25 protein-coding genes and 1 pseudogene are annotated in these 26,964 nt (G+C 42.0%); 19 read left to right on the top strand and 7 right to left on the bottom strand.

The window, feature by feature from the left end; genetic code table 11:
* Nucleotides 1-48 precede the first annotated feature (48 nt).
* From AAHJ11_RS14995 to mobV, 7 genes are all read left to right on the top strand, one after another.
* A complete protein-coding gene (locus tag AAHJ11_RS14995; RefSeq protein WP_002558131.1) occupies nt 49-270 on the top strand; it encodes a DUF2795 domain-containing protein in 222 nt (73 codons plus the stop codon).
* Between the two features lie 202 nt (nt 271-472).
* Complete coding sequence (locus tag AAHJ11_RS14990) at nt 473-1,831, top strand: tyrosine-type recombinase/integrase (protein WP_413579748.1); 1,359 nt, start codon at nt 473-475, stop codon at nt 1,829-1,831.
* A gap of 58 nt (nt 1,832-1,889) precedes the next feature.
* The gene (locus AAHJ11_RS14985) at nt 1,890-2,558 is read left to right on the top strand and encodes a hypothetical protein (RefSeq protein WP_413579747.1); all 669 of its coding nucleotides are present in this window, start codon (nt 1,890-1,892) and stop codon (nt 2,556-2,558) included.
* A gap of 235 nt (nt 2,559-2,793) precedes the next feature.
* The gene (locus AAHJ11_RS14980) at nt 2,794-3,126 is read left to right on the top strand and encodes a helix-turn-helix domain-containing protein (RefSeq protein ID WP_122139780.1); all 333 of its coding nucleotides are present in this window, start codon (nt 2,794-2,796) and stop codon (nt 3,124-3,126) included.
* Nucleotides 3,119-4,618, top strand: a complete 1,500-nt coding sequence (locus AAHJ11_RS14975) for a DUF3987 domain-containing protein (protein WP_413579745.1) — start codon at nt 3,119-3,121, stop codon at nt 4,616-4,618. Before AAHJ11_RS14980 ends, AAHJ11_RS14975 begins: the two co-directional genes overlap by 8 nt.
* Complete coding sequence (locus AAHJ11_RS14970) at nt 4,611-5,639, top strand: DUF6371 domain-containing protein (protein WP_413579744.1); 1,029 nt, start codon at nt 4,611-4,613, stop codon at nt 5,637-5,639. Before AAHJ11_RS14975 ends, AAHJ11_RS14970 begins: the two co-directional genes overlap by 8 nt.
* 150 nt (nt 5,640-5,789) lie before the next feature.
* Nucleotides 5,790-7,337 (top strand): MobV family relaxase, encoded by a 1,548-nt coding sequence (gene mobV / locus AAHJ11_RS14965; protein WP_413579743.1) that lies wholly within the window; start codon nt 5,790-5,792, stop codon nt 7,335-7,337.
* 256 nt (nt 7,338-7,593) lie between these two features.
* Here the strand turns inward: mobV and AAHJ11_RS14960 are convergent.
* Nucleotides 7,594-8,055, bottom strand: a pseudogene (locus tag AAHJ11_RS14960) (restriction endonuclease subunit S); the annotation flags it as partial.
* A 148-nt stretch (nt 8,056-8,203) separates the two neighbouring features.
* On the opposite strand from AAHJ11_RS14960, the gene xerA reads away from it, so the two are divergent.
* The gene (gene xerA, locus AAHJ11_RS14955; protein ID WP_413579742.1) at nt 8,204-9,196 is read left to right on the top strand and encodes a site-specific tyrosine recombinase/integron integrase; all 993 of its coding nucleotides are present in this window, start codon (nt 8,204-8,206) and stop codon (nt 9,194-9,196) included.
* A gap of 25 nt (nt 9,197-9,221) precedes the next feature.
* Nucleotides 9,222-10,439 carry a restriction endonuclease subunit S gene (locus tag AAHJ11_RS14950; RefSeq protein WP_413579741.1) on the top strand — a complete coding sequence of 406 codons (1,218 nt, stop codon included), beginning with the start codon at nt 9,222-9,224 and terminating at the stop codon, nt 10,437-10,439.
* Here AAHJ11_RS14950 and AAHJ11_RS14945 read toward each other — a convergent pair.
* Genes AAHJ11_RS14945 through AAHJ11_RS14920 form a run of 6 tightly spaced genes read right to left on the bottom strand, consistent with a single transcriptional unit; the run spans nt 10,363 to nt 17,604 of the window.
* Nucleotides 10,363-10,953 carry a restriction endonuclease subunit S gene (locus tag AAHJ11_RS14945; RefSeq protein ID WP_413579739.1) on the bottom strand — a complete coding sequence of 197 codons (591 nt, stop codon included), beginning with the start codon at nt 10,951-10,953 and terminating at the stop codon, nt 10,363-10,365. The two genes, AAHJ11_RS14950 and AAHJ11_RS14945, sit on opposite strands and share 77 nt — an antisense overlap.
* Nucleotides 10,954-11,364 (bottom strand): hypothetical protein, encoded by a 411-nt coding sequence (locus tag AAHJ11_RS14940; protein ID WP_413579738.1) that lies wholly within the window; start codon nt 11,362-11,364, stop codon nt 10,954-10,956.
* Entirely contained in the window at nt 11,361-12,509 is a 1,149-nt protein-coding gene (locus AAHJ11_RS14935) for a PDDEXK nuclease domain-containing protein (RefSeq protein ID WP_413579737.1), read from the bottom strand. Before AAHJ11_RS14935 ends, AAHJ11_RS14940 begins: the two co-directional genes overlap by 4 nt.
* Complete coding sequence (locus tag AAHJ11_RS14930) at nt 12,502-14,163, bottom strand: class I SAM-dependent DNA methyltransferase (RefSeq protein ID WP_413579735.1); 1,662 nt, start codon at nt 14,161-14,163, stop codon at nt 12,502-12,504. Before AAHJ11_RS14930 ends, AAHJ11_RS14935 begins: the two co-directional genes overlap by 8 nt.
* Before the next feature lie 5 nt (nt 14,164-14,168).
* Nucleotides 14,169-17,399 carry a type I restriction endonuclease subunit R gene (locus AAHJ11_RS14925; protein ID WP_413579733.1) on the bottom strand — a complete coding sequence of 1,077 codons (3,231 nt, stop codon included), beginning with the start codon at nt 17,397-17,399 and terminating at the stop codon, nt 14,169-14,171.
* Nucleotide 17,400: 1 nt separating this feature from the next.
* Nucleotides 17,401-17,604, bottom strand: coding sequence for a helix-turn-helix domain-containing protein (locus AAHJ11_RS14920; protein ID WP_005682081.1), 204 nt, complete (start codon nt 17,602-17,604; stop codon nt 17,401-17,403).
* A 93-nt stretch (nt 17,605-17,697) separates the two neighbouring features.
* Between AAHJ11_RS14920 and AAHJ11_RS14915 the strand changes: the two genes are divergently transcribed.
* From AAHJ11_RS14915 to AAHJ11_RS14870, 10 genes are all read left to right on the top strand, one after another.
* The gene (locus AAHJ11_RS14915) at nt 17,698-18,747 is read left to right on the top strand and encodes a hypothetical protein (RefSeq protein WP_413579731.1); all 1,050 of its coding nucleotides are present in this window, start codon (nt 17,698-17,700) and stop codon (nt 18,745-18,747) included.
* Nucleotides 18,747-19,184: an STAS-like domain-containing protein gene (locus tag AAHJ11_RS14910; RefSeq protein ID WP_413579729.1), complete on the top strand. Its 438-nt coding sequence runs from the start codon at nt 18,747-18,749 to the stop codon at nt 19,182-19,184. The genes AAHJ11_RS14915 and AAHJ11_RS14910 overlap by 1 nt, the downstream gene beginning before the upstream one ends.
* The gene (locus AAHJ11_RS14905; protein ID WP_413579728.1) at nt 19,181-20,032 is read left to right on the top strand and encodes a hypothetical protein; all 852 of its coding nucleotides are present in this window, start codon (nt 19,181-19,183) and stop codon (nt 20,030-20,032) included. The genes AAHJ11_RS14910 and AAHJ11_RS14905 overlap by 4 nt, the downstream gene beginning before the upstream one ends.
* Nucleotides 20,033-20,838: 806 nt before the next feature.
* A complete protein-coding gene (locus tag AAHJ11_RS14900) occupies nt 20,839-21,846 on the top strand; it encodes an aldo/keto reductase (protein ID WP_148365543.1) in 1,008 nt (335 codons plus the stop codon).
* Complete coding sequence (locus tag AAHJ11_RS14895; protein WP_167511797.1) at nt 21,843-21,998, top strand: hypothetical protein; 156 nt, start codon at nt 21,843-21,845, stop codon at nt 21,996-21,998. Before AAHJ11_RS14900 ends, AAHJ11_RS14895 begins: the two co-directional genes overlap by 4 nt.
* 119 nt (nt 21,999-22,117) lie before the next feature.
* Nucleotides 22,118-23,227 carry an alpha/beta hydrolase gene (locus AAHJ11_RS14890; RefSeq protein WP_217721021.1) on the top strand — a complete coding sequence of 370 codons (1,110 nt, stop codon included), beginning with the start codon at nt 22,118-22,120 and terminating at the stop codon, nt 23,225-23,227.
* Between the two features lie 127 nt (nt 23,228-23,354).
* On the top strand, nt 23,355-24,161 hold the full coding sequence (locus AAHJ11_RS14885; RefSeq protein ID WP_217722735.1) for an AraC family transcriptional regulator: 807 nt from the start codon (nt 23,355-23,357) through the stop codon (nt 24,159-24,161).
* A gap of 120 nt (nt 24,162-24,281) precedes the next feature.
* Entirely contained in the window at nt 24,282-24,734 is a 453-nt protein-coding gene (locus tag AAHJ11_RS14880) for a nuclear transport factor 2 family protein (protein WP_148365540.1), read from the top strand.
* Between the two features lie 47 nt (nt 24,735-24,781).
* On the top strand, nt 24,782-25,891 hold the full coding sequence (locus AAHJ11_RS14875; protein ID WP_413579806.1) for a cupin domain-containing carboxymuconolactone decarboxylase family protein: 1,110 nt from the start codon (nt 24,782-24,784) through the stop codon (nt 25,889-25,891).
* On the top strand, nt 25,888-26,964 hold the full coding sequence (locus AAHJ11_RS14870) for an alpha/beta hydrolase (protein WP_148365539.1): 1,077 nt from the start codon (nt 25,888-25,890) through the stop codon (nt 26,962-26,964). Before AAHJ11_RS14875 ends, AAHJ11_RS14870 begins: the two co-directional genes overlap by 4 nt.

Raw genomic sequence — 26,964 nt, 5'->3', positions numbered from 1 at the left:
AAATAGAAAACGAGACAAATTTAGTATTCATTTTAAATACTCAAGATTATGTATTGGACATTGGAACTAGCATCAAAACTTGAAGATGCTCCCTGGCCGGCAACCAAGGATGAATTGATTGATTATGCCATGCGTTCGGGTGCTCCTCTTGAAGTTATTGAGAATCTCCAAGAGATGGAAGATGAGGGCGAAATCTATGAGAGTATCGAAGATATTTGGCCGGATTATCCTAGTAAGGAGGATTTTTTCTTCAACGAGGAGGAATATTAATAGCCTTTGAATAGGTTAAATAATTAAATATCAGCGCGATGAACAATGAGAATTTGTTTGTCGCGCTGGTGTTTTAAGGTCTCAAATGGTGTGGTTTGTTTGTCTAAATTGTAGTTTTTATTCTCAAAAACGGAGTTTGTTTGTCTAAAATTCCATATCTTTGTTTCTCCTCAGGAATATTGCTAAAAGGAGGAAAAAGCGTATGGGAAGACCGAAAAGACTATATCCGTTGGGCAAATACCGCCTTCGTACACCGAAGGAGATTGATAGAGATAAAACCTATCCTGTCGAGTTGGAATATACTTGGAACAGGCAGATAATCCGTAAGACTACAAATGTCTTTGTCAAGGTTGCAGACTGGAATCAGAACGGCAATCAGGGACGGGGTGAAATCCGTGCAAGCTATGGTGGTGAGTTCAAACGGCTGAACCAACTTCTGCTTGCACGTGTCGAACGTATAGATTCGCAGCTTGCCGAGTATAACGAAAAACATCCGAACCAAATTACAGCGGATGTCGTTTCCGGTTTTCTTGCAGACAAGCCTCTTGCACGTCGTGATCAAGGAAAAGATTTTGTTGAGTTCACATTGGAACGCCTTTCTTCGGATTATTCAAGGAATAGAATCGGTAGAAGCCGATACGAGAACGGAAAGAGTTGCATGAACATTTTTCAGACTTTTTTACGGGCAACCAAACAAGGCACATACCGTTCGGACGCAATATATGTAGGTGATATGACACCGGAACTATTGGACAGTTATATCGTTTGGCGCAAGGAAATCAAACAGAATAGCGATGCGACAATCAATCATGCCTTGACACCGATATTGAAAGCGTGTGCATACGCGAGTGAAATGAGCATGATAGATCCAGCCGTGAATGCAAGGATTCAGGATATGCGTATCGTTACAAAAGTTTCACTTTCAGAGGAAGAGGCTGAGTTTGACGGGAAAAGCCTGACTAAAGAGCAGATGTCTGCTCTTTTAGAATATTACAAAACCTGTCAGGAACTACGTAGAAGGGAATTTTTAGAAATGTTTTTCTTTGCGTTCCACGCTTGCGGACTTCGTGTGGTGGATGTGATGACCCTGCAATGGAAACATATCGATTTTGCCCGGAAAGAGTTGCGGAAGATTATGATAAAAACAAACAAACGTCATGTGATTCCTCTGACTGAACCTGCATTGCGCATATTGCAACAATGGCAGGAAAAACGTGCAGGATGTCGGTATGTATTTGACCTTGTGAAAGAAACTTTGGATTTGGATGATGCGGAGGCTCTTTATAAGGCTCGTAATAATGCGACTAAATGTATCAATCAGTCGCTGGCGGTCGTGGGAGAGCAGATTGGGCTACCTTTCAGTCTTTCAATGCATGCGGCCAGACATTCGTTTGCGGTCTTTGCCCTGAATAAGGGATTGTCCATGTCTGTAGTCAGCCGATTGCTCGGCCATGGCAGTACGGATGTAACGGAGAAAGTTTATGCTCGTTTCTTGCCGGAAACCTTGTCTGCAGAAGTAGCCCGACTGAAAGACGAGTTAACTCCGCTTGAAATAATCTGATTTTAGAATTTATAGTATTGAGATAATTAGTTTTTGTTTCTATGTAATTGAAATATTTATGCTACAAATAATATTCTTGGTTATAGGTCTTTGTATTATCGTTCTTGCATTGTCCTTTGCTTTCAAAAGATATGCAAGGCTGATTCTGTGGTCAAGTGCAATCACCTTGTTTGCTGGTACACTATTGCTTGTCGGAATCGGTGTGATAAATCCGATTGATGGAGACAATACTGGCTCTACAACGTTTTGGGGTACTATCATAACATTGATTTCAGGTGCAGCTCTCGCCTTTTGTGCTGAAATGCTGAAAGAGGGAAATAAGGGAAAAATAAAGGTGCAAAATGGCAATTCCTCTGTTTCAGGGAAGCAGACGACAGATAACGAGGAAACTGTTGTTTTGATTGGGATGTTGCATACTGAACTGGCTATAAAAGTTTTCGCCAAAGCGATAGAGGCTGGTTATATGAGTGAAAAAGGTTCCCATTATAAGTGGAATGATTCCAAAGTTCTGTTGGCATATATGTGTGGGCGGATATATTGTGGAGACAAGCCTGAATATTCCGAAATGGATGAGAAATCATACTGGAAATTCGGCAGAATGGGAGTCTTTCCCGATACAGAACTGAGCAACTTGTTTGAAATGCCTGATTTGGGGCAATCCCGGTCGAATAGGAAAGACCTTGCCGTTCCTGCAAAATCTAAGGAAATAGATAAATTTTTCGAGTAGCTGTCTGGCTACTCTTTTTGTTTATATCAATGCTTTAATTCCCAATTCTAATATTATCTAATACAATCTTAACTTCGGTCTAATTCATTAGCCTAATCCATCCTAACTTCCTAAGTGCTAAGGACTCTCTAATTTCGCTGCCGTTATGGTCGATGTGCACAGTCGTGCCATAACATGAACCCGGCTTATAGTCCGAGTGTGCATCAGGAAGGTTAAGCCATAATACGAAAAAAATATGGCTAAAAAATTAGATGGAGAGAAAAATTTATGTGAACGGGAATTACTTGAGAAGATTCTCGGCATAGTAGAGAAACAGTTGCAATTACCACTTCCAAGTAAGGCAGGTGGGTGCTGTCTCTATGACAACAAGTCTTTGATGGAGAAACTGAACATCAAAGAGAAATATCTGAAAAAGTTGCGTGACAACGGTTATCTCGGCTACTCACGCGAGGGTGACAAATATTGGTACACGCAAGAAGATGTAGATCGTTTTCTGCGTCATTTCCATTATGAGGCTTTCGCTGTAGGTGGAGTGCTGCCTAAACAGGAAGGAGGTGGCTATGTTTGATAATCTGCATTTAACCAATATGCTGCGTTCCGAAGTGGAAAGTATTCCTGAAACAGGTCTTCCGTTGGATGCCTTTCCGGACAAGATACAGGAGATTATCCTGAACCTTGCCAGATACGAAAATTTCAATGTAGAATATACAGCGTCTATAATCCTTTCTGCTGTTGCTACAGCAATAGGCAATTCTTGTCATATCCGTATAAAGGGCGAGTGGAAAACTTGCCCATCCCTTTATATGATGTTGGTCGGTCGTCCGGGACTTGGGAAAACTCCTCCTCTCGGTTTTATATATAAGCCAATTAATGAGCATGATGACCGGCTGCATGAAAAATATAACGAAGAGTGTGACGAATATGAAAGAGCCATGTCTGTCGGCAAGCACGGAAATGACGGGGAGGGACAGTTGCTCAAAAAGCCCAATTTTGTAACGACAGTCATTTATGATTCTACTCCAGAGGCGATGATGAATATTCATCAGCATAATCAACGTGGGATAACATTGGTAGTTGATGAAATTCTGGCTTTGTTCAATTCGGTCAAAAGGTATAATAGCAAGAACAACCTCATTGAAGATTTGTTGACAGCGTATAGCGGACAGCCGTTAAAGGTTATCCGCAAGTCAGAATCACGTCCGATTCTAATCAAGAATCCATGTATTAATGTCATAGGCTCGATACAGACAAATATGTTGCAGGAGGTTTTCCGTACAGAGTTTCTTGCCAATGGATTGCTTGACCGGTTTCTGTTTGTCTATCCCAAGAATAGGAAAATATCCGGATGGAGACGGGAGGAAAGAAATACTGTCCGTCCTGATATTATGAGCCAATGGAGGACAATTATCAACAGAATTTTCAGCATTCCTTGTATTCTTGATGATAAAGGTGCAACGTTAAATCCCCGTATTCTTACAATGTCTGACGATGCGGAAGAATACTTTTACGAATGGTATAATGGAATTATCAATGCTGTAAATGCTATTGAGGACGATGCCGATGTTGAAAGTCGCAAGATGAAACTCAACGGGCATGTTGCACGTCTTGCACTATTGTTTCGGGTAATGAAATGGGCTGTTGATGATGGCGATATGCAGTACGTGGAATTGGATTCTGTGAAAGCTGCAATCCGTATGATTGATTATTATGAGGAAACATACAGGAGGATTCGGGAAGCCATTGTCATGAACAGTATCGGTGAAACAAAGGAAGCTTGGCTATCCTTATTGGAAGATAGGTTTACTTCCGGGGATGCTGTTATTGCGGGTAGAAAAGTTGATATGTCCAGGCGTACTGTCTATTATGCGCTTGACCAATTGTGCCGGCTTCAGCACCCTCTTATAGAAAAGCTTCAGCATGGAGTCTATCGCAAACTCATTACAGAAAATACTGATGCACCTTGCACTATTGCACTTTCATCTTGTCAAGATACCGTGCAATTTTCTCAAAGTGCAAAAGTGCAGAGTGCAACCACACTAAAATCAGAGGATCATGAGTGAATACAGATTCCATTTACAGAAATACCGTCCTGGAAGCAAGACTACTTGTCCGAGCTGTGGTAAAAGCCGATGTTTTGTCAGGTATATTGATGAACAAGGCAGCATTAGCTTTCCCAGTAATGTCGGCAAGTGTGATCATGAAAACAGTTGTGGCTACCACTATACACCTAAGGAATACTTCAAGGATAATCCTGATGTATTGGAAATGGATGAGGGAAACGGCAAGTCGCTCCTTTCTGCCCCTTATAAGCAGGCAGATAAAACTCCGTCTTGTATTGTTCCTTCGTATATTCCATCATCTTATGTGTTAAGGAGTCTGTCGCATTATTCAATCAACCCTTTATATCAGTATTTCTGTCATGTATTTGGTGAAGATGAGACAACCAGATTGTTTGAAATGTATCGCATAGGGACATCTTCAAAATGGAGAGGCGCAGCGGTTTTCTGGCAGATAGATATAAATGGGCAGGTAAGAACCGGAAAGGTAATGTGCTATAATGCAGAGACAGGGCATCGGGTTAAAGGGCCTCAGGCTTTTGTCAGCTGGGCGCATTCTGAGTTGAAGTTGCATGATTTCCGTTTGAAGCAGTGTCTGTTTGGAGAACATCTTCTGAAAAATTCATCGTCTCCGGTAATGCTGGTGGAAAGTGAAAAGACCGCTGTTGTAATGAGTCATTTTATCCCCGATTATATATGGCTGGCAACAGGTGGAAAGAACGGTTGTTTCAACAGTGAAGCTATGCAGGTTCTCAAAGGTAGGGAGGTTACTCTCATCCCTGATTTAGGAGCAACCGAACAATGGAACGCGAAGTCCGCTTTATTATCTGGCATTTGTAAAAAGGTTACTGTCTCTGACATTCTAGAACGTACAGCTACTGAAGAACAACGCAGTCAAGGGTTGGACATTGCAGATTTCTTTCTCTTTTCACCGTCCAAACGTCAAATACTTCAACTGATGATACAGCGTAACCATGCTTTGCAGTTGCTCATTGACGGACTGGATCTGGCATTGGTGGAGTAATCCGAAGTCTTACTTCGGGAATTTATAAGAAAGTCCATAACACAATAAGGACTTTTTGCCTGACAGCAATAAAGTTCCTCCGGCATCCGGCAGAATCCGGTTCGGAGTGAGCAAGCTCAAACATAAATCATTTATAAAAAGAATACCTATATGAATACAGATATAAAACAAGCTATGCACGTCGAAGCCGGCAAATCATTCGGCACGGCAGAGGCCAATGAAAATGAAAGACGTTGGAACGATGACAAGATTGACAGAAAGAATCAGGATCCGACCAACCACTACGACAAGACCAGAATGAAGTTGAATTTCGAAATCGGTTCTGACGGAAAAGTTCATCCGTTAGGTTATCAGGAGAAACCGCTCGAAGTACGTTTGCAGGAACGGCTGGACGAATTGGGTTGGAAACCGTTCAAGGCGGACAGCAAAATCCAACCGAACTGTTGTGCGAAATTTGTTTTTGGAGGCAACCATGACCGGACGCTTGAAATGGCTTTCGGGAATCAGTCCGTCAATCTGGAGAAAGGTGCGGACAACAGCCATCTGCAACGTTACGAGGGAATCGAGAATTGGGCAAAGGACGTCTATGACTGGTGTGCCAACAGATATGGCAAGGAAAACATTGTTGGGTTTCAGGTGCATCTCGACGAGAGCAGCCCGCATATTCATGCCCTGATTGTTCCGGTAGGTGTCCGCCCCAAAAGCGGACGGGAGTGTGTGATGTGGTCGGCAAAGTTCGGGAAAGACCGCTATGAATATGGCCGGATATTGAAAGATATGCACACTTCTCTATATGAAGATGTCGGCAGCAAATATGGCCTTGAACGTGGGGACAGCATTGACGGGCGCAATGTACAACATCTGCACAAGCGCGATTATATCCGCAAACTGACTAAGGAGGCTAAACAGGCAGAGAAAGCCGTCAAGGGGCTTCAATCCATGATGCGGAATCTGGAATCAAGGATTTTCAGTTATAGGCTGCAGCTTGAAGAAGCGGAAAAGGAATTGGCTTCCGGCAAAATTACACTCGACAGGTATGAAGCGCAGAAAGCGGATATACAGAAACTCATTGCCGAGTATCAGACCAAACTTGAAGACAAGACCGACAAACTCCACGTAAAGGAGCAGGAACTGGAACGGCTGACTGCAGATGCGACAAAAGCCCGTTCGGTTGTCCAGCCATTCCGCAATCACAAGGTTGATTTCACGACACCGCAAATTACTGAAAAAGTCCGCCTGTTCGGTACGGACAAATGGGTTGAGCGTCAGAATCAGCATATCGCCAAACAGTTTACTGAAATTGTCCGCAAAATAGAATCCCTGTACAGAAATGATGCGGCACGGCAGGTCGAAGCTGCCCAGCGTAATGTGCTGGCGGATTATGGGGAACTTTACCAACTGAGACGGGAGAACAAATCCCTTTCAGACACAAACGAAAGTTTGGAATCGGAGTTGAATACATTGCTTGAGCAATTGGCAGTACCATCGGTACGAAACCTTATTTTTGCTGTTGCCGATGCACTTATCGGTGGACAACCAGTACCGATTGCCTCCGGTGGCGGTGGCTCCATCTCCGACCTTCGATGGGACGGCCGCAGACCAGACGAAGAGGAAGAAGCCTATCGGAGGAGGTGTTTGATGTTTGCGATAGGAGCGGTAAAGAAGCTGAATGAGAAGAAAAGTTATAGGAGAAGGTGATTCTGCATTTGTATATTATCACTAATCTCCAATATTTCAATAAAGAGTTGGGATAGTTGCGAATTATTGCGACTATCCCAATTTCACTTATACATTTCGCTAAATCAGAATTTACCGACACCTGCCCGCTCATCAGAAGCGGCAGCAATTCATTGCGCTGCCTAGTTAGATCTATGATCTCCTCTTGCAACTTGATTATCTGATTGAAAATGGGTGATATTAATTCTTCGAATCTATCCGCAATATCTTTATTGTCAGGTATAGCTATTGTGCTTTGTTGTAAATGGTCTTGCGTAATATGCCCCATCGTCGTTTTCCTTGCTTCTGCCATTTTCTTAAATACATCCACATAATTCAAAAGTTGAAAGTAGTAGAATGACTTCGGAAAATCATTTGCAGATGTGACCTTAAAGATGTGCTGATTAAGTCCTCCAAGTCCATAAGCCCAAAGCATAACTTCTAGTGATGCCGACCATGAAAATAGTACATCACCATTATACACCTTAACAGATTCTGGTATATTGGGCGTTACCTTTTCAGTGTCAGCAGAAATACCTTCGTGCATTTCTCGTATCTTGATAACAGGCAATGGCAATTCACCATCCTTTGGTCTGAATTTCTGACAAGCTAAACCATTTGTAAAAACAGCAATCTCAAGGAGGTTCCCGCAATGCCAGCCAACCGGACTCTCTCTCTTCAACTTATCATTCCAAATCATCTTGCCACCACTTGACTTATATGGCTTTCCCTCCTCATTCGGAAAGTCAAACTGCACAAACCAATAGTCATAGAGTTGCTTGGTGATGGCCTCTAAATTCTGATTTAGCAGCCTCTTATATTATATAGAGGAAAAAATTATCAGAATTATGAAAGAGAACATCATTCAGGCGATAGTTGCGAAGATGCAGCGTGACTTGGATTACCGACAAATAGCACGGCTTAAAGCCGTGCTTGCATCAGAACTGCATAATGTAGAAATCATTGAAAAAAGCGATTGCGCCACACAGCAAACGCAAGAGAATGAGCATCTTCTAAACTCCTTTATATCTGCAAAAAAGATAGAGGGATGTTCGGACAAGACATTAGCATACTACCGCAATACCATTGAGCGATTGTTGGTTACGCTCTCTTTGGCTATTTGCCACATCAGTACAACGGACATTCGCACTTATCTGTCCGATTATCAAGAAGAACACCAATCAAGTAAAGTAACCATCGACAATATGAGGCGCATTTTCTCCAGTTTCTTTGCATGGCTGGAAGATGAAGATTATATCGCCAAAAGCCCGGTCAGACGGATTCACAAGGTAAAGACGGATTCACTTGTAAAGGAGGTACTTTCTGACGAGCAATTAGAGCAACTTAGGGATAGTTGCACTAACAAGAGAGACCTTGCCATTATAGACATTCTTGCATCCACAGGTATCCGTGTTGGTGAGTTGGTTAAACTGAACCGTGAGGATATAGATTTCCATGAGCGTCAATGTGTGGTATTCGGAAAAGGTAACAAAGAGCGTGTAGTTTACTTCAACGCCCGTACAAAACTACATTTGCAACAATACCTTAATGAGCGAACAGATGATAATCCTGCTTTATTCGTTTCCCTTAACTCGCCATATTCACGACTGACTATCAGCGGTGTGGAAGTTAGAATCAGGCAATTGGGGCAATCCCTTTCTATGCCCAAAGTTCATCCTCACAAGTTCCGTCGAACCCTTGCAACAATGGCTATCGACAAAGGTATGCCTATCGAACAGGTACAGCGATTACTTGGCCATGTACGCATTGACACTACATTACATTATGCTATTGTAAATCAAAACAATGTAAAATTGGCTCATAAGAAGTATTTGGGATAACTGAATCACAAGAATCTGCCTAAAAATGCGTAACTTTGCCCCTCAAATGGAAAAGGATATGCAATCTTACAGGCTTTCAGATTTAGTAAAAATAAAAAATGGCAAAGACCACAAGATGCTTTCAAACGGGAAATACCCTGTTCTTGGAAGTGGGGGCATTATGCGCTATGTTGACAAATTTCTTTACGATAAGCCAAGTGTCTTGTTACCTCGTAAGGGAACATTGGATAATATCCAATATTGCGATGTGCCATTTTGGACTGTAGATACACTATATTACACTGAAGTGAATACAAACTTAGCAAATCCGTATTATTTGTATCGATATTTGTCTCTATTGGATTTGAGCAATTTAGATTCGGGAACCGGAGTTCCGAGTATGACATTTGACAACTATTACGGACTAAAAATTTTCTTGCCAAATATTGAAAAACAAACAAAAATTGCCCAAATTCTTCAAACACTTGACAAGAAAATCATTATCAATCGTCAGATAAATCAGAATTTAGAGGCCATCGCCAAGCAACTCTATGACTATTGGTTTGTGCAGTTTGACTTTCCGAATGAGGAGGGAAAGCCATATAAGTCAAGTGGTGGTGCTATGGTTTGGAATGAGAAATTAAAGCGTGATATTCCTGTGTCATGGGAAACCAAAGCGATAGAAGATATTGCTGATGTTTACAATGGTGCAACCCCTTCAACTGTTAATGAACAAAATTATGGAGGAGATATTGTTTGGATTACTCCGAAAGATTTATCTGACCAGAAGCAAAAATATGTATATCAAGGAGAACGCAATATTTCGCAAGTAGGATATAATTCTTGCAGTACTCATTTATTGCCTCCAAATACAATATTGATGTCAAGCCGTGCGCCAATAGGTCTGTTATCTATTGCTAAGACTGAGTTGTGTACCAATCAAGGATTTAAGAGCTTTGTTCCCAAAGCGGAAAACATATCAACTTACCTGTATTATTATCTAAACATTCACATCAAGCAGATAGAACAACTAGGCACAGGAACAACATTCAAAGAGGTTTCTCGTGAAGACGTGCTGAAATTTCCAATTCTAAAGCCAAATGATGCAATCTTGGATTTATGGGAAGAGCGAGTGTCAGCTTTTAATAACAAACAGTTTGAAATTCAAAAAGAAAACGAATGCCTTACTAAGCAGCGTGATAAGCTTTTGCCTCTGCTGATGAACGGTCAAGTGTCGGTAAATTCTGATTTATCGCTCGATTAATTTCTATTTTGTAATCGTAATTGTTCCATATATCAGCTATTGTCTTTTGAATATCATAGTCAGGAAACATAAAACACAACGACGAAAGATCAGAAGGGTTTATAGAAGGGTATGCAGACACAGCTGTATCTGCTATGTTTCCTATATAATTAGTTATAGCCGGTTGGGTAAGCAATAAATATAAATATCGTGGGTCTATTTTGTCTTTGTATAAATCCTTTATATCTATAGTTGCAAAGCCTGTTGATACAATAAAATTATTTTGTGGGCGCCTCAATATCCCGTAATGTTTTAAGCGAGGACGAACGGTTGAATAAATAATAGTATTATTAGTTACCTTACGTTGCGCTCGACTAGGAGCTTCTTTTGTATTAATAATAACAGTACCCGAAACAACATTCTCCGTAATGCTGCTTGTATCAAGATAGATAATCTCCTTAAATGTTTCGGATCTGCTAATAGAGCTTTTATTAAAATCAGCAATGTCTGCCAGCTTATATTTTTTTAATTCCATTTATCGTGTTGCTTTTTTAACATAATCTTGAATTAAAGATAGATTTACCTCAATCTCACTACGCTTGGCTAATAACTGATTAAGATGTGCTTTCTGTTCCGCTTTTTCTTGCGCAGCTATGATATGGTCAATTCTAGCTCCTCCTATAAAAGGGTATACTATATCAACTTCCATTTGGGCTTCTTCAATCTCCTTATCCAATTCTGCAAGTTGTCGTTGATATTTGCGTTGAGCTTCTACTATATCCAAATTATTAGCAGCCACAAACACATCAAGCAGGTTACGAATTGCTGCAATCTGTTTTTGTGCCTCCTTCGATGAAGTGCGAGCTATATGTAGCGCGACAATTATAGCAATTACACTAATTATTGGGCTTAATAAGGTGGCCCATTGAACCAAGTTTTCACTCATAATTCACTCTGCTCCCCATTTAGATTTTCACCTAATCTTGCCTCAATTTCTTCAATAGTAGGTATCGTACCTTCCACCTTTTCCGGGTATAGTTTTTCGAGGTCATATTCGGATATGCCTAATGGAAGATTGCTGCCCTCTAATGCGTATTGGGCAAGCATTGAATCCTTTTGGCGGCAAATAAGCAGACCGATTGTAGGATTATCTCTTCCCTCTTTTCTCAGAATATGATTACAAGCTACTACATAACCACTTAACTGTCCTAAATCTTGAAAATCAAACTCGCCTATTTTAACTTCAATTACCACATAACATGATAAATTCAAATTGTAGAAAAGCAAGTCAATAAATTTTTCCTTTTGTCCAATTTGAAGGCGGTATTCTTTGCCAATGTATGCGAATCCCGTACCGAGTTCCAATAGAAATTGCGATATATTGGCCAGCAAAGCATCTTTAAGAATTTGCTCGTTGTAGGGTTTCGTGATTCCTGTAAAGGCAAAATTGTAAGGGTCTTTCGTAAGTTCTTGTGCGAGATCGCTTGTCTCGTCCGGCAATGTACGGGTGAAGTTTGTCAAGGCCTTTCCTTCTCGTTCGTATAGGTCGGAGTCCATAAAGTTGAGAAGTACATTACGACTCCAGCCCTCTTGCATTGTCTTTTTAACATAGAAAAAGGCCTCTGCAGGTTCAGTGCCATATCTGTCTATCAAATAACGGTGATGTCCCCAAGGTATGGAAAATAGCATTTCTTCCAATTGTCCCACAGGCTGTGGGACAATCTCTGAAGAATCTTTTACAGTTTGTTGTGCTTTACCATTCTCTAATTGTCCCACAAGTTGTGGGACAATTTTTAGGTATTGAGAATAAAGCAAATAAAATTTCTTTGCATAGTAGATGTTTGTACGTGATAGGCCTGTTGAGTTTGGATTCTTGAGCTGTAAATCCACAGAGAGATTCTTAATGACACTCTGCCCCCAACGTTCTTCAACGTGCATTTCTTCTATGTCTCGACCGAGTTCCCAATAATACTTGAGCAATTCTCGGTTTACTCTTACGGCTGCTTTGATTTGACTTTGCCGATAACGCACACTAAGATCTTCTACCCACCGGCTATAGTCCTTGTCTATGATGGTCAATCCTTTACTCATTGTCACCTACATTTGCGTTGAATTGCAAAGCATCCAACTGTTTCATGATTTCTCCTTCCAAACGATGGCTTTCTGCAAATTGTTCGGCAAGCGTTTGCTTGTAGTTCGCCATACGAGCATTAAACTCATCTTCGGTTATATCTATATAATCAATCTTGATGTCGAAATATTGCCCGGCAGAAAGAGAATATCCCTTTTCCTTGATTTCTCCATAGCTAACTGCCACAGAGAAATCTTCCACTGCCTCCTTTCGCTGGAATGTGCCAACAATCTTCTCTATCTCATCATCATTCAGTCGCACCTTTTTCAATCCGTTGGCATCCTTGTATTCTTCGCCTAATTTGCTGGCATCAATCAAGATTACTTTGTCAGCGGTTGCAGACTTATCAAAGAACAGCACACTGACATTCGTACCTGTATTGGCAAACACGTTACTTGGCATGGAAACACAGCCAAATACCACTTTGTCATCTACAATTTTATGAAGAATTTTATTTTCAATGCCACTTTTAGCTGTAATAAAACCTGTCGGAATGACAATCGCACCTTTACCTGTCTTTTTCAGCGAATTGATAACGTGCTGAATGAAACAGGTATATATCGCCATTGACTCCTTCTTTTTGGCAGGCACATTGGGTACTCCTGCCCAAAAACGGGCTGGCATGGCGGCTATCTTCTCTCTGGTATCAGAGAAGTCCATCTTGAAAGGCGGATTGCTCACCACAAAATCAAACTGGCGCAACTGCTGTCCGTCATCGCTCTTGTGATAAGGGCTTACAAGTGTATCACCTTGAATGGCATTGTCGAGCGAAGACACAAGTCCGTTAAGCAGCAAATTAAGTTTCAACATCTTATTGCTTCGCTGAGATATATCCTGCGAGAAAATGGTACAACGGTCTTCACCTATTTGATGACTGAGTGCCATAAGCAATGTACCTGTTCCAGCCGATGGGTCGTAACACTCCATACTATGCAGGTCGGCATCGTCACCCACCAACAGACGAGCCATAATCGTGGCAATGGCGTGAGGCGTATAATATTCCGCATACTTGCCCCCTCCGGCTGTATTATAGTCTTTAATCAGATATTCAAAGATACTGGAGAAGAAGTCGTAATTCTGTGCAAACGCTTCCTCGAAAGAGAAATTCACGAGTTTATCCACCAAAGCACGGGCAAATGGCGCACGTTGGGCTGAATCGGTCACAAACGGTGTCAATGCCTCGAACAATGGAATCTTTGTGTTGGCTGTGGTCTGCGTGGAGAATATATCAGCATTCAGCTCCGCTATGTCCGTCATCGTGGAGTCGAATATCGCGTCAAAATCACCTTTTCCTTGCTGATTCCAAAGATTAGCAATCAGATGGTATGGTTCGAGCATTGGAACATCGGGCGAAATGGCACTCTGAATAAGCATACGTTCATCATCTGAAAGATTTTCGTATGCCGTTTCCCATTTCACGTCTCCTGTCAATTTCTTGGCTATTTCGCTTTTCGCATTTTTCAGTTCATAGCCGAATTTGTCATTCAGGAATTTATAGAGAAATACCTGAGTGATAATCTTATATTCGTTACCATCGTTTCCCATGCCGTATGATTGGCAGGTGGCTTTAAGCCCATCGATGAGTTTTAATGTTTTTTCTTTAATCTCTGACATAATCCTTATGTAATGCCGTAAGTGGCGTTATATTGGTTGATATACTGTTGTGAAATGCGTGTTTGGATGAACTTGTAATCGTCCATTTCAGGCTTGATTTGCGGAAAATGAAACAGACATCCATTGATGAGAGCCATCACCGTGCGCCCGAAATAAGCATCCTTTTTCAGAATGTCGTTACGGTCATACACTTTGGCATCTACATCCTCTTTTATAATATTGAGGATGGCAGCAATCTCTTCGTCAAGGAAAGAGAACATAGGCTTCTGTCCTTTATCTTCCCTTTGCTTGTTCACTTCACGGATGCGCTTGTGTACACGGGCAAATTTTTCATCGCCCTTGTACTTTTTTAGCAAGACATTGTTGCGCTTTTGCAGTTCTTGCAGGCGACCAATGATTTCATCCAAAGCCTGTGTTTCTTCGTTGAACTTGGCTATCGTGTCAATCACAAAACCGTGTTCCTTGAAGCGTTCCATAAAGGCTTCACGCAACGAGATAAACTCCGGATCGTCTTGGTCGAAGTTTTGGGTAAATGAAGAAATGGTGCGTTGCCATTTCTCTTTCAATTCCACACCACCGGATATAAGGCGCATTTCTTCTTGTCCTATTTTGGAGAAAGTGAACTCTATATCCATCATTGCCTCATTGATTAGAGTTTTCGTTTCCTCATTTGTATTGAAAGCCTCTTTCTGATTGATGATACTTATCCGTCTTTGCACCTCAGAGAGTAGTTGCGGCAACTTGGTGATTTCGAGTTTGGCAAATTGCTCTTTCATTTCATCATCACCGAATGTACGCACGATGTTCGCCATGTTCTTGGCTGATTCCAATGCCTGTTTGAGGTCGATCAATACAGCTTTATCCTCTTCGGTGGAGATTTCAGAAGAAAATTCTTCCGCATTATCGTATGTGTAATTGAAAAGCGTTTGCCGAACTTTCTTCATCTGATTCAATATCTCTTCCTTGTCCTCAATGACTTGGGTAAAGGTATCGGTGGCAGCGGATTCGCCAGTCTCATCCACGTCATTAAAGCGATTTAATTCTTGCAAATATGCTTCATTGGTTTCCTTGAAGTTGCGCTTAATGTCAGCAAAATCAATGACAAAACCGTAACGCATACCGGGATAAGGGCGGTTTACACGTGTTATGGCTTGAAGCAGATTGTGGTCTTTCAATTTGCGCCCGAAATACAGGCGTTTCAAACGTGGCGCATCAAAACCAGTCAAAAGCATATTGAAGACAATGAGAATATCCACTGTCATATTTTTTTTGAAGTCTTTGACTATCTGCTTGCGAGTTTCCTTGTCATCCGTATCGTGAAGAATGATTCCGGCTTTCAGCGGTCTGTATTTTGATTTGTAATCCACTTCCGGCTCACCCACCACATACGAACCATCGGCAAGTTTTATCTTGATGGGCTTTGGCTGATACTTCTGCCACTCCTCTTGGAATACATCATAAAGTCGTCTTGCCTGTTCGCTGGTTTCACAAATGACCATACCACCTAAAGTATCATCTCCTTGTATCTTGCGAAACTCTTTTAAGTCCGTCATAATGTAACGGGCTAACTCGTTTACATAACTTGGATGCTCTATGATTTCCGACTTACGAATGTCTTTCTTTTGCACAAGGGTTTCCAGTTTGTCGTACACATCAGACAAACGTTCTTTGTAGGAGGTTTCTATATCCTCACGTATGATTTTCAGCGTGTAGCCATCCGCAATAGATTTATCGTAGTAATAGGTATGCAGATAGTTACCGAACACCTTGCAACTGGCGCGTTCTTCCTTTAACAGCGGTGTACCTGTAAGTGCGATTTTGACCGCATCGGTGTCGGCATCAAAGAGATTGGCAAGAAAGCAACCACCGGGTTTATATCCTCGGTGTGCCTCGTCAAGAATGAAGATGCGTTGAAGATTGGTTGCATAATCACTGATGCGTACTTTTTCTTTATCCTCGGCAAAGCGTTGAATGTTCACAACCGTGATTTCTGCCTGTCCGCTTACACCTTGTTGTGCCTGATTACTGCGGAACTGCTCCATCAGTTCAGCTCTTGTATTGGCGGTAGATACTACCAACCCACGAGCTTCGAACTCTTGTGTGGCTTGTTCCAAAAGGTCAAGGCGGTCTACTATAAAATAGAATTTGGCAACCTTATTCTGTTTGGAATAGAAATCGTTAAGAATATAGGTCAGATAATATGACAAGGCAGTTTTACCACTACCTTGTGTATGCCAGACTACGCCAGATTTCACCCCCTCTGCTAGTTTTTGGCGAATAGCCAGTGAGGCAAACAGTTGCTGATAACGCATGATGTGCTTTTGATCAGTAGATTCTATCTTCCCGTCCACCTCGCGTTCCATTCTGACGTATGCTAGACCATATTTGATAATGTACAACAACCGTTCAGGCGAACACATGGATGTCAAGATTCTGTTTGTGGGCGTGTTGAAATCAAGATTGGTCTGGTATTCAGGACTTGTATGGATTACTTGGCAGTTGTAATCAGACAATATCTGTTTTTCCACCGTCTTGTCAATCTCCTTATACGGATAGTCACGATGAAATGGTGCGATTTTCTGACCGCTTAAATTTTCTTCACGGAAGCAATTGAATGGTGCGTATGAACGTGCCCCTGTACAATAGAAAGCCCCTTGTATAGGTACGATACCGCCCAACGCATCATATTCCATATTGTTGCTGAATATCATCAACTGCGTAATGTTGATGAAGCGACGAAACTTTTTATTTGGGAAGCGTTCTTTATTCATTCGTGCGCTCTCTGCCAACATACCACCATGATTGTTGGGCTTCTTCACTTCCACAAAGCAAAGAGGCAAGCCGTTTACGAACAAAGTAATGTCAGGTCGAAATTCGTCCTGTCCGTTCTTACAGGAAAATTCGGCTGTGAAATGGAACGTATTATTCCAAATGTTATCAAAGTCTATCAGCTTTACAGGCGAAACAGCTTTGAGACGGTTGTAAAAACCTCGACCGAGGTCATCATCGTTCAGTTCCTTACGAATATCTTTAAAAACTTGAAGAAACTCTCCCTCATGTCCGGGATTCAGATTCTTAAACTGCCGTTCAAAAACCTGCAAAAGAATATTCGTATCACCGTCATAGACCGTGCCATTCTTATCTTCACTCAACTTGCCGAAGTAAGTATATCCTATTCGGGTGAGGTGAACCATTGCAGGCATCTGCACCCGTGTCGCTTCCGAGAACTGCTTCATGTCACCTATCCTTTTTGTCGGTTATCAAATCTTTTAAATCCACTTGTAGTATCTCCGCTATCTGCTGCAAGGTATCCAAATTTGGCTGAATTCTATTGCAAGCATAGGCATTCACCATACTGAAACTCTTGCCAAGTTGTTTGGCTAACCACGTTTGAGAAATACCTTTCTCAGATAAGGCGGCTTTAATCCTATTTAGTTTCATATTATTTCTCAATTGAATAGTGCAAATATAGGGAATTATATTCGATAAATCGATTTATTTTGCGTACATTTGCATCAACATATGAATATCAATATGAAAAGACATCAGATAATCCACATTCGTCTCAAACAGGAGTCTGATATGCGGAAAATACGACGTCAAAAAAGAATTAAGAAAACGCTTCATAAAAAAAGAGTATATCGGCAGCTAAGAAGAATGACCGGAAATATACAAAAAACGCGTCAAGGTCCTCAAGGCTTGAAAACATATGAAGCTATTGCTCCATCAAGATTTAATATTAGTAATATTGATGAATTAATTAAGTTTCTACAAGAGACTGAAAGTATTTGCAAAAGACACAAAGTTAATTTTCTGAAAGTTAATTTAGATAATGTTGTTGCTATTGACATGTATGCCATTTCTTTAATGTTGTCTATGCTTAATAAGTTGTCATGTAGAAATATAAGATATTGGGGAACATATCCAAGTGATATTCAATGCCGTCAATATATTATAGACTCTGGTTTCTTGGATATTGTCAAGACCAATATAAAGAAGCCAGAAGACCGTCAAAAGGGAAACCAAATTTATATGGTTGGGAAGAATTGTGTAGATAGTAATAGAATAGGAAAATCCGTTCGCGAGTCAATGACCCATCTTGTAGGTACGCCAACTATATATCCTCCGGTCTACGATAATATGTGTGAGATTAGTGCAAATTCTGTTGAGCATGCGAATGAACACATGAGAGAAAAAAATTGGTTAGTTTCCATTTCTATAGAAGGAGATAAACTACACTTCATTTTAACAGATACAGGCCTTGGGATTCTCGCAACTTTACGGAAGAAAACGTCTCAAAAAATTAAGGATATGTTTCTTAAGAGTGAAGCAGATGTATTAAGAGATGTTTTCAAAAAGCTATATCAATCAATAACAGGCGAAATAAATAGACATAAAGGATTGCCAATAATATACGAATCATTTGAAGAGGGCTTTGTATCAGACTTACAGGTCTTAACAAATAAAGTGTTATTAGATTTTGAAACAAAACAGTCAACTTCTTTAGGTCGGGGCTTTAATGGAGTTCTTTTCTCATGGACAGTCTCATTAAATAATTATAATAAATGGATAAATTCACTATAATGGAACAGATTAGAATTAAGGTTTTGGATTTCACAGAGAATCCGGGTCCACGATACATTAGACAAGATAAAAAAGGGGAGTCAAATTCTGGTGAGGCATTTTATCTACAGACATTAAATGAAGCATTTACACAGGCTTATAAGGAGAATAAACAGCTAGTATTAGAATTAGATGGAGTATCAGGTTACCCGTCTTCTTTTCTTGATGAAGCTATAGGCGAGCTGGTATTTGATTTTACTTTGGAAATCGTAGAAAAACACCTCGATTTTGATACACATATGTACAAAAGAAGAGTGGCTCAAGTAAAAGAAGAAACCTATCCTCAATGGGAAGAAAGAAGAAAAAAGAATGATACTGTAGTACATTCTTCGGGGATAAGTGGAAACATTTATCATATTAATGGTGATGGGAAATTAGATGTAATACCGATATTATGACAATTGCAGATATTCTTACTTTTGTTGGGATTGCCGTATCTATAATATTTGGCTTCTTTGTTACTCATATTTGTTCAATAAGGGATACGAGGACAAGGGTTCTTAAAGACTATTATATCGAGCAAGTAAAAGGAATTAAAGGCCGCGTAGGTGATTTTTTTCATAAAGTAGCTTTTGGAAAGGGGTCATTCCGGAAAGTAGTGAGTTGGTATGACCATTTGGCTATTGATGTTAAAGGGACAGACCAAGGTGTACGAAAATCATTAGACCTTCAAATTGCAGAGTTTATGGATATTCTTGATCAATATTATGGAGAAATAACAAATTGGGAAGATTTTAATAATCAATACTCTGCATCTCGTTATATTCCCTCGACAGAGCATAAGTCTAGATTATTGCAGATGAAATATGAGATAGACGAATTTCTCAATGACTATGTACACCATATAAATCAGTCTAATAATTATCCTATTTGGAAGGTTCAATACAGGCGAATAAAACAGAGCTACTACTATTATAAAGGAAAAGGCTATAAATGCGCTTTTTGTCGTTCCATTTGGGAAAGAACAGAAAAACATTTTTGGGAATGTATTATTGTTTTAGCGATTATCGGAATAACAATTTTCCTGATAAGTAAAGTTTCGATTGAAAAAAAAGATGACTTGTATACTCCATTGAATAATATATCCAATAAGCAAGATTCAATATATAGAGAGATTCATTTGTTTAACAACAACTACAAACCTGTAGAGATTCAATCTAAGACTTTTAACAATTCATCATTCTTCAGCGCAGACAGAGTAGATTCCGTACAGATAAAATTGTATCAGGGACAACCTAAACAATAAATGCAGTAGAGTTATAAGGTATCCAAACATTTGTTTGTCCGTCCATTCCTCTTATCGCCTCAGACCGTCTCAGACGGTGTGGTTTGTTTGTGCAAAATTCATCGATTATTATATAGTATGCTGATAATCAATATAGATGAATTTCTTCAACGAGGAAGAGTATTAGGCCTGCGATAAGTTTAATAAAACATTAAATATCAATGCGACAAACAATGAAAATTTGTTTGTCGCATTGATGTTTTATGGCCTTATATAGTGTGATTTTGTTAGCATGTGTGGAACGAATTGATGCTCTGCTTGCTGAATACAATGAAAAAAACAGACCAAATCACCGCAGGTGTGGTGGGCATTCTTGTTTTTCTCCTCTTATGCCACCTCCGTACATTTGGTATAATTTATGGCTTGATGTCTTTTCCCATTTGCAAAAATACGGGTGTTCTTCTATTCGGAGCGAACAAAAATTACGGGTCGAATTACCCATTTTTCGGGAAATGCAATCGAGGCATCAATACATTTGATGCTGAAAAATGAAAAACCGAAATAAGTGTAGTTTCAACCGAATTTCTTGTAAAGCCTTGCTGAAAAGTTCCCTCTAATTTTGCAAGGTCTAAGAACAAATGAAGCTTTTAAGAAATATGAAAAAGAAAATTATCGTATGGACAGTGCCCGTATAAAGTCCGCCGTACTCCAGGTTGAATGTCATCTCTACGCACAACGGTTGGAAATGAGGGAAAAAGTAACCCCATATGGTATTTAAAGGTACAACTACCGGATTGACAGATTATGAATCATAAACTATACACACAATGGAATACAGAATATTAGGATTAAGCGGACTGCGAGTCTCCGCAGTGGGTTTGGGCTGCATGGGCATGAGCCATGCCTACGGTGCACCTGCCGATAAACGGGAAATGACGGAACTTCTCGGTGATGCCGTGGATATGGGCTATACTTTCTTCGACACCGCAGAAATCTATGGTACTGCCGATCGTCCGCATGATAACGAGGAACTGTTGGGGGAAGCCCTGCGTCCCTACCGTGACCATATCGTTATCGCCACGAAATTCGGCTTGACTTTTGACGCACCTGAAGCGCCAGGACCTCACGCCCTGATACCCGATGCACGTCCCCAAAGCATCCGTCATTCGGTGGAAGAATCGCTCCGTCGCCTGCGTACCGACCGCATCGACCTTTACTATCAGCATCGTATTGATCCGAACATTGAGCCCGAAGTGGTAGCGGAGGTTATGGCAGATCTTATCCGTGAGGGTAAAATCTTACATTGGGGTATCTCGGAAACAACGGAAGAATACTTGCGTCGTGCTCACCGTGTCTGTCCGGTAGCGGCTATACAAAACCGTTTTTCAATGATGGCACGCTGGCACGAGCCGCTACTGCCCGTTGTCGAAGAACTCGGCATCGGTTTCGTGGCACATTCGCCGCTTGCCAACGGCTTGCTGACTAACTGTTATACAGCCGACACATCTTTCGAACCTGCTACCGACTATCGTGCGTCGATGCCGCAATATCGTCCGGAGAGTTTCGAAAAGAACCGTGCACTGTTCTCCTTGCTTGAACAGTTGGCGGACGGACATAGGGCTACCGCCTCGCAAATCTCACTGGCGTGGATGATGAACAAGCGTCCGCCCATCATCCCTATTCCCGGCACACGTCATCTGTGCAGGCTGAAAGAGAACATAGGTGCGGCGGATATTCGCTTGGCTGATGAGGAGGTGAAGGCTATTGATACGGCTCTTGATGCAATGGAGATGAGCGAAGTGTTTGGAGGATCACCTATAAAAAATAGCTTATGAAACCGAAAATAATATGCCATATCATGAGTTCCATCGATGGACGACTGATAGACGGGTGTTGGGCTGCTCCCTATGAAGTGGAATGTAGTGGTCTCTTGAAAGTCTATGCCGTTATCGTCGGTCCTTTAACCATGCGTCGGCGGTTGGCATAAAGATGCCATTCATTTCTGGGAAAAATACATTTCCCGTAAAAATGGTATTTCTTACCGTAAATAACATAAGAACAGTGTCTTGTCTTCACCGTATCTTTGCAATAAAATATAGAGAAACAATGAAAAAGACAATTACAACTGTATTGTGTGCGACAATGGCTGTATGCAATACATTAAATGCACAGGAGAATATGGAAATGAAAGAGAAAATGCCATTCGTTTATGTGGATGCTAAAACAATCAAAAGCCACAATGACAATCCGTTTGGATTGGTCTATGCCGACGCTATTGCGGAAAACAAAGCGGGAGCAGTAAACATTCATCCCATTGCTTACGACTTGAACGGACTTAAGATCGCCGCCAATGTTTATATCCCGTCGGGATATGATGTCACGAAAAGCTATCCGGCTCTTGTTGTTGCCCACCCGAATGGAGGAGTGAAGGAGCAAGTCGCCGGGCTATATAGTCAGCGTATGGCTGAGGCTGGTTATATCTGTCTTGCCTTTGATGCAGCTTATCAAGGGGGCAGCGAGGGGGAACCGCGCAACACGGACAAACCTGCCTATCGTATAGAGGACATTCGCCGTGCCACCGATATTCTGGCGCAGTATCCGGGTGTGGATGCAAATCGCATCGGCATTCTCGGCATCTGTGGCGGAGGCGGTTATACGCTGAAGGCAGCACAGACCGACAAACGCTTCAAGGCGGTGGCCACATTGAGCATGTTCAACACGGGACTTGTGCGTCGCAACGGTTTCCTCGATTCGCAAATCAACGAAGTGCAGGAGCGTCTTGCCGATGCCTGTGCAGCCCGTCAGAGTGAAGCCGAGGGCGGAGAACCGGAATATGTTGGCGACATGAGCGGGATGACGCCGGAGCAGGCGGCAAAACTTCCGTTCGATCTTTATCGTGACGGATATGAGTATTACCTCCAGAGCCATGCGCATCCCAATTCGACATTCAAATATACCAAGAGCAGTCTTGTAGAACTGATGGCTTTCGATGCGAGCGAGGGAATGTATCTCATCAATCAACCGTTGCTGATGATTGCAGGCAGCATTGCCGATACATTTTATATGACCGAACAATGTTACAGCAAAGCGATTGGAACGCAGAACAAGGAACTGTTCTTTATCCCCGGTGCAACACACATCAAAACTTACTATGTACCGGAATATGTAGAACAAGCAACAAGCAAGCTGACTGAATTTTTCGGGAAGAACCTTTAATCTGTGACTGCATAATGAAAAAAACATTGTTAAAAGCGGTGAAACTTGCAGTTGTATCGATAACAGCTGCAAGTTTATTTCGTATTAATTCCTATTTTTGCATATATAGAGATTAAACGGATAGGATATGGATTATCAGAAAGATGTAATCGTTGCTGACAGGCTCGGCGTCGTAAAAACTGATTCCGAGGTGGAGTATTTGGCTCACTTGCTTTGTTTGAGCGGAACATGCCATTATCGTTTCAATGAGCGGGATTTTGAGCTGCATGCCGGGGACTTGTCTATCATCCGCAAGCGTAAAATGATAGAGAAGATACAACCGTCGGACGACTTCCAGTGTAAGATAATCTATGCGAAGCCCGGTTTTATTGAGTTGTGTACGCCGCAGACCAACTATGGCATGAAAGGCTCGTTGGCCCTTTTTCTCAATCCGGTCATGCACTTGACGCCTGACCAACAGATTGTATGCCGCCGTGATTTCGATCTGTTGGAACTTCGGGTCAAAGACACGGAACACCATTTCTACCGCGAGATGCTGCTCAATACCATGCAGACGGCCATTCTCGACTTTTTCGATTTTCATGCACGTATTTACGGTGAAAGCGATATCTCCACGCAGAATGCCTCCATCATGAGCCGCTTTCTGAAAATGTTGGAAGAGGGTACGTATCGGGAACATCGGGAAGTAACCTATTATGCCGATTGTCTGTGTGTAACATCCAAGTATCTCTCCGAAGTATCGAAGAAAGTAAGCGGATATGCCGCTAACTACTGGATCAACCGTTATACGATACTCGACATTACCCGCTTGCTCCGCAATAAGTCCTTGACGTTCGTTCAGATTTCCGATATGTTCGATTTTTCGTCACCAGCTTATTTCAGCCGCTATGTGCAACAAAATTTAGGTGTCAAACCATCGGATTACAGAGAATAGTTATTTTTCAATTCTTGCATAATCGGTAAAATTCGCAGTTTTTGCCGATTTTTTTGTATCGTCGCTTTTCTGCATCTTCTCTATCTTTGCATATGTAACAATTAAAAAAATCAGAGCGATATGAAATCACTAGTCATGACAGTATTGATGTTCCTGACCTTGCCTGTTGGAACGAAAGCACAGGAGAGTCAGAAAGTATTTACTCCCGAAGAGCAGACGATTGTCGATTTATCCAACAAAAAGTGGAATTGGATGGCAGAGAAGAGCGTGGAGAAGTTGGCAGAGTTGTTTCATGAGAACTCGCAGTTCGTTCATATGGGTGGTTATTGGGGCAAGCAGGAGGAACTGAATACCATCCGTACAGGCGGCATTTGGTACAAGAAAGCCGAAATACATGATGTGCAGGTGAAGTTTGCGGCAGGAACGGCAACGGTCTACAGCCGGATTCATTTGAACTCGGTAGTCGGAGGCAATGCTGTACGCTTCCCTTTTATCGTTACGGAAGTCTATGTAATGGAAAACGGCAAATGGCAACTTTCTACACTTGCCTTTACAAGAACTTTAGGTGAATAATTGAATAAGAAATAGACATGAAAATCAGTAATTTATTTTTTATGGCCATGTTGTGTGTTTCATCAGCTACGGCTTATGCGCAGACCGTTGAAACTTTCCGCCAACCTTATCCGTTTGGCGAGAAGCTCTCTCCGACCCCGAATTTTACGGGCGAAGTATGGCTTGCTCCATTGAGCGAACTGAAAGAGTTGAATGTTCCGATGGCAAATGTAACTTTCGAGCCGGGATGCCGTAATAGTTGGCATTCGCATAAAGCGGGTCAGTTATTGATTGCTACAGCAGGCATTGGTTACTATCAGGAGAAAGGACAACCGGCTCGTCGATTATATCCGGGCGACATTGTAGAAATTGCTCCCGACGTAGTGCATTGGCATGGGGCCGCACCGGACAGCTGGTTTGCTCATGTAGCCATTACCACCAATCCGCAGGCTAATGCGGCGGTATGGCTCAATTCGGTGAGCGATGAACAATATAGTAAAGTGACAACTGAATCGGAAAACCGCTATGTAGAAGCTAATAAGGTACTGACAGTCCGCGAGCAGGCTATCGTTGCGATAGCATCCTATACGGGAAAAGGAGATTTGGATCATCTGAAACCTGCACTTGTTGAGGCGTTGGAAGCTGGTATGACCATCAATGAAATCAATGAGGTGCTGATTCATTCCTACGCCTATTGCGGATTTCCCCGCAGTTTACGGGCAATCCAGACTTTTATGCAGGTAGTGGATGAACGGAAAGCGAACGGAATGAGCGATCCCGTTGGCCGGGAAGCGTCCATAATCAAGGATAACAACAGTCGTTACGAACGTGGATGCGATGTGCTTGCCGAAATATCGGGTGTGCCGATTGATGCACCGAAAGCGGGATATGCAGTATTCGCTCCGACCATTGAACGATTCCTTAAAGAACATCTTTTCGCCGACCTTTTCGAGCGCGACCTGCTGACCTATCGGGAGCGTGAACTCGCTACGGTGTCTATTCTTGCCGGTGTGGGTGGCGTAGAACCGATGGCTGTCGGACACATGTCTATCTGCCTGCATCTCGGTATCACTGCCGAACAGCTCTCGGCATTGTTGAACATCGTGGAGATGAATCTCGGTAAAACCTATTCGGAACCGCTTCGCGGAGTGTTGAACCAATTAACAAAAAAACAATGAAAAAAGTGATTTTATCAGTATTGTTGCTGTCTGTTACAGCAATAGCAGCAGCGCAGAATATAACGATTGCCAAACAAGGACATTTTTCGGTAGGCGGACAAACTGTCCAGCGACCGGGAGCATACGATAACAGTAAATTTATCGGCTGGGCAGCGCAAGAAGAAACCGGTCAAAGTTATCGTGCCGACCATGCCTTCGTGGATTTTCAAATACCGGTCGATAGCAAGAAACTTCCTCTCGTATATGTGCATGGTTACGGAGGATCAGGTGTGTGCTGGCAGATGACACCCGACGGCAGGGACGGATTTGCCACGCTTATGTTGCGTCATGGCTGGAGTAGCTATGTGGTAGATCTTCCGGGTAGGGGACGCGCTGGACGCACGTCTGCAACAACTACGGTAAAGCCCGTAGCCGACGAGATGTTTTGGTTCGATATATGGCGTATCGGTATTTGGCCGAACTACAACGAGGGTGTCCAATTTCCCAAAGACTCCGTATCGCTCTCGCAATTCTTCCGTGAAATGACTCCCGATTTAAGTAATCATCAGTTGGATATTCCCGCACTCGGCGCATTATCCGAGCGTATAGGCAATCATGTACTTGTCACCCATTCGGCAGGTGGTTTCCCCGGTTGGATGTCTGCCATGCAAAATTCAGAGGTTAAGGGTGTCGTATCCTATGAGCCGGGCGGGTTTGTGTTTCCTGAAGGCGAAGTGCCTGATCGTATTGACGGTTTGACTGGAGGTGTAGCTGGTACAGCCGTTCCGATGGTACAATTCAAACGGCTCACGGAAATCCCTATTATTCTTTATTTCGGAGATTATATACCGGAAACGCCTTCCAAAAATCTGGGAGACGAAAATTGGCGTGTGCGCCTTCAAATGGCTCGCAAGTTCGTCGAAACCATCAATCGGCATGGAGGGAATGCTACATTGGTGGAACTGCCTAAAATCGGAATCTATGGCAATACGCATTTTTTGATGCAGGATTTGAATAATAATGAATTGGCAAGGCTGCTTGATGAGTGGCTAATCAATGCGCTTCTTGAAAATTCGCTCATTCAACCATACTGA

It is taken from the genome of Bacteroides sp. 90-K9/2, assembly GCF_047310725.1.
Classification (GTDB): Bacteria; Bacteroidota; Bacteroidia; order Bacteroidales; family Bacteroidaceae; genus Bacteroides; species Bacteroides vicugnae.
This window is presented reverse-complemented; position numbering and strand designations above follow the sequence as displayed.

What these genes read in the sequence shown, in the direction of transcription:
- AAHJ11_RS14995 (WP_002558131.1), top strand. Translation starts at nt 49, where the DNA reads ATGTATTGGACATTGGAACTAGCATCAAAACTTGAAGATGCTCCCTGG.
- AAHJ11_RS14990 (WP_413579748.1), top strand. Translation starts at nt 473, where the DNA reads ATGGGAAGACCGAAAAGACTATATCCGTTGGGCAAATACCGCCTTCGT.
- AAHJ11_RS14985 (WP_413579747.1), top strand. Translation starts at nt 1,890, where the DNA reads ATGCTACAAATAATATTCTTGGTTATAGGTCTTTGTATTATCGTTCTT.
- AAHJ11_RS14980 (WP_122139780.1), top strand. Translation starts at nt 2,794, where the DNA reads ATGGCTAAAAAATTAGATGGAGAGAAAAATTTATGTGAACGGGAATTA.
- AAHJ11_RS14975 (WP_413579745.1), top strand. Translation starts at nt 3,119, where the DNA reads ATGTTTGATAATCTGCATTTAACCAATATGCTGCGTTCCGAAGTGGAA.
- AAHJ11_RS14970 (WP_413579744.1), top strand. Translation starts at nt 4,611, where the DNA reads ATGAGTGAATACAGATTCCATTTACAGAAATACCGTCCTGGAAGCAAG.
- mobV (WP_413579743.1), top strand. Translation starts at nt 5,790, where the DNA reads ATGAATACAGATATAAAACAAGCTATGCACGTCGAAGCCGGCAAATCA.
- xerA (WP_413579742.1), top strand. Translation starts at nt 8,204, where the DNA reads ATGAAAGAGAACATCATTCAGGCGATAGTTGCGAAGATGCAGCGTGAC.
- AAHJ11_RS14950 (WP_413579741.1), top strand. Translation starts at nt 9,222, where the DNA reads ATGCGTAACTTTGCCCCTCAAATGGAAAAGGATATGCAATCTTACAGG.
- AAHJ11_RS14945 (WP_413579739.1), bottom strand. Translation starts at nt 10,953, where the DNA reads ATGGAATTAAAAAAATATAAGCTGGCAGACATTGCTGATTTTAATAAA.
- AAHJ11_RS14940 (WP_413579738.1), bottom strand. Translation starts at nt 11,364, where the DNA reads ATGAGTGAAAACTTGGTTCAATGGGCCACCTTATTAAGCCCAATAATT.
- AAHJ11_RS14935 (WP_413579737.1), bottom strand. Translation starts at nt 12,509, where the DNA reads ATGAGTAAAGGATTGACCATCATAGACAAGGACTATAGCCGGTGGGTA.
- AAHJ11_RS14930 (WP_413579735.1), bottom strand. Translation starts at nt 14,163, where the DNA reads ATGTCAGAGATTAAAGAAAAAACATTAAAACTCATCGATGGGCTTAAA.
- AAHJ11_RS14925 (WP_413579733.1), bottom strand. Translation starts at nt 17,399, where the DNA reads ATGAAGCAGTTCTCGGAAGCGACACGGGTGCAGATGCCTGCAATGGTT.
- AAHJ11_RS14920 (WP_005682081.1), bottom strand. Translation starts at nt 17,604, where the DNA reads ATGAAACTAAATAGGATTAAAGCCGCCTTATCTGAGAAAGGTATTTCT.
- AAHJ11_RS14915 (WP_413579731.1), top strand. Translation starts at nt 17,698, where the DNA reads ATGAAAAGACATCAGATAATCCACATTCGTCTCAAACAGGAGTCTGAT.
- AAHJ11_RS14910 (WP_413579729.1), top strand. Translation starts at nt 18,747, where the DNA reads ATGGAACAGATTAGAATTAAGGTTTTGGATTTCACAGAGAATCCGGGT.
- AAHJ11_RS14905 (WP_413579728.1), top strand. Translation starts at nt 19,181, where the DNA reads ATGACAATTGCAGATATTCTTACTTTTGTTGGGATTGCCGTATCTATA.
- AAHJ11_RS14900 (WP_148365543.1), top strand. Translation starts at nt 20,839, where the DNA reads ATGGAATACAGAATATTAGGATTAAGCGGACTGCGAGTCTCCGCAGTG.
- AAHJ11_RS14895 (WP_167511797.1), top strand. Translation starts at nt 21,843, where the DNA reads ATGAAACCGAAAATAATATGCCATATCATGAGTTCCATCGATGGACGA.
- AAHJ11_RS14890 (WP_217721021.1), top strand. Translation starts at nt 22,118, where the DNA reads ATGAAAAAGACAATTACAACTGTATTGTGTGCGACAATGGCTGTATGC.
- AAHJ11_RS14885 (WP_217722735.1), top strand. Translation starts at nt 23,355, where the DNA reads ATGGATTATCAGAAAGATGTAATCGTTGCTGACAGGCTCGGCGTCGTA.
- AAHJ11_RS14880 (WP_148365540.1), top strand. Translation starts at nt 24,282, where the DNA reads ATGAAATCACTAGTCATGACAGTATTGATGTTCCTGACCTTGCCTGTT.
- AAHJ11_RS14875 (WP_413579806.1), top strand. Translation starts at nt 24,782, where the DNA reads ATGTTGTGTGTTTCATCAGCTACGGCTTATGCGCAGACCGTTGAAACT.
- AAHJ11_RS14870 (WP_148365539.1), top strand. Translation starts at nt 25,888, where the DNA reads ATGAAAAAAGTGATTTTATCAGTATTGTTGCTGTCTGTTACAGCAATA.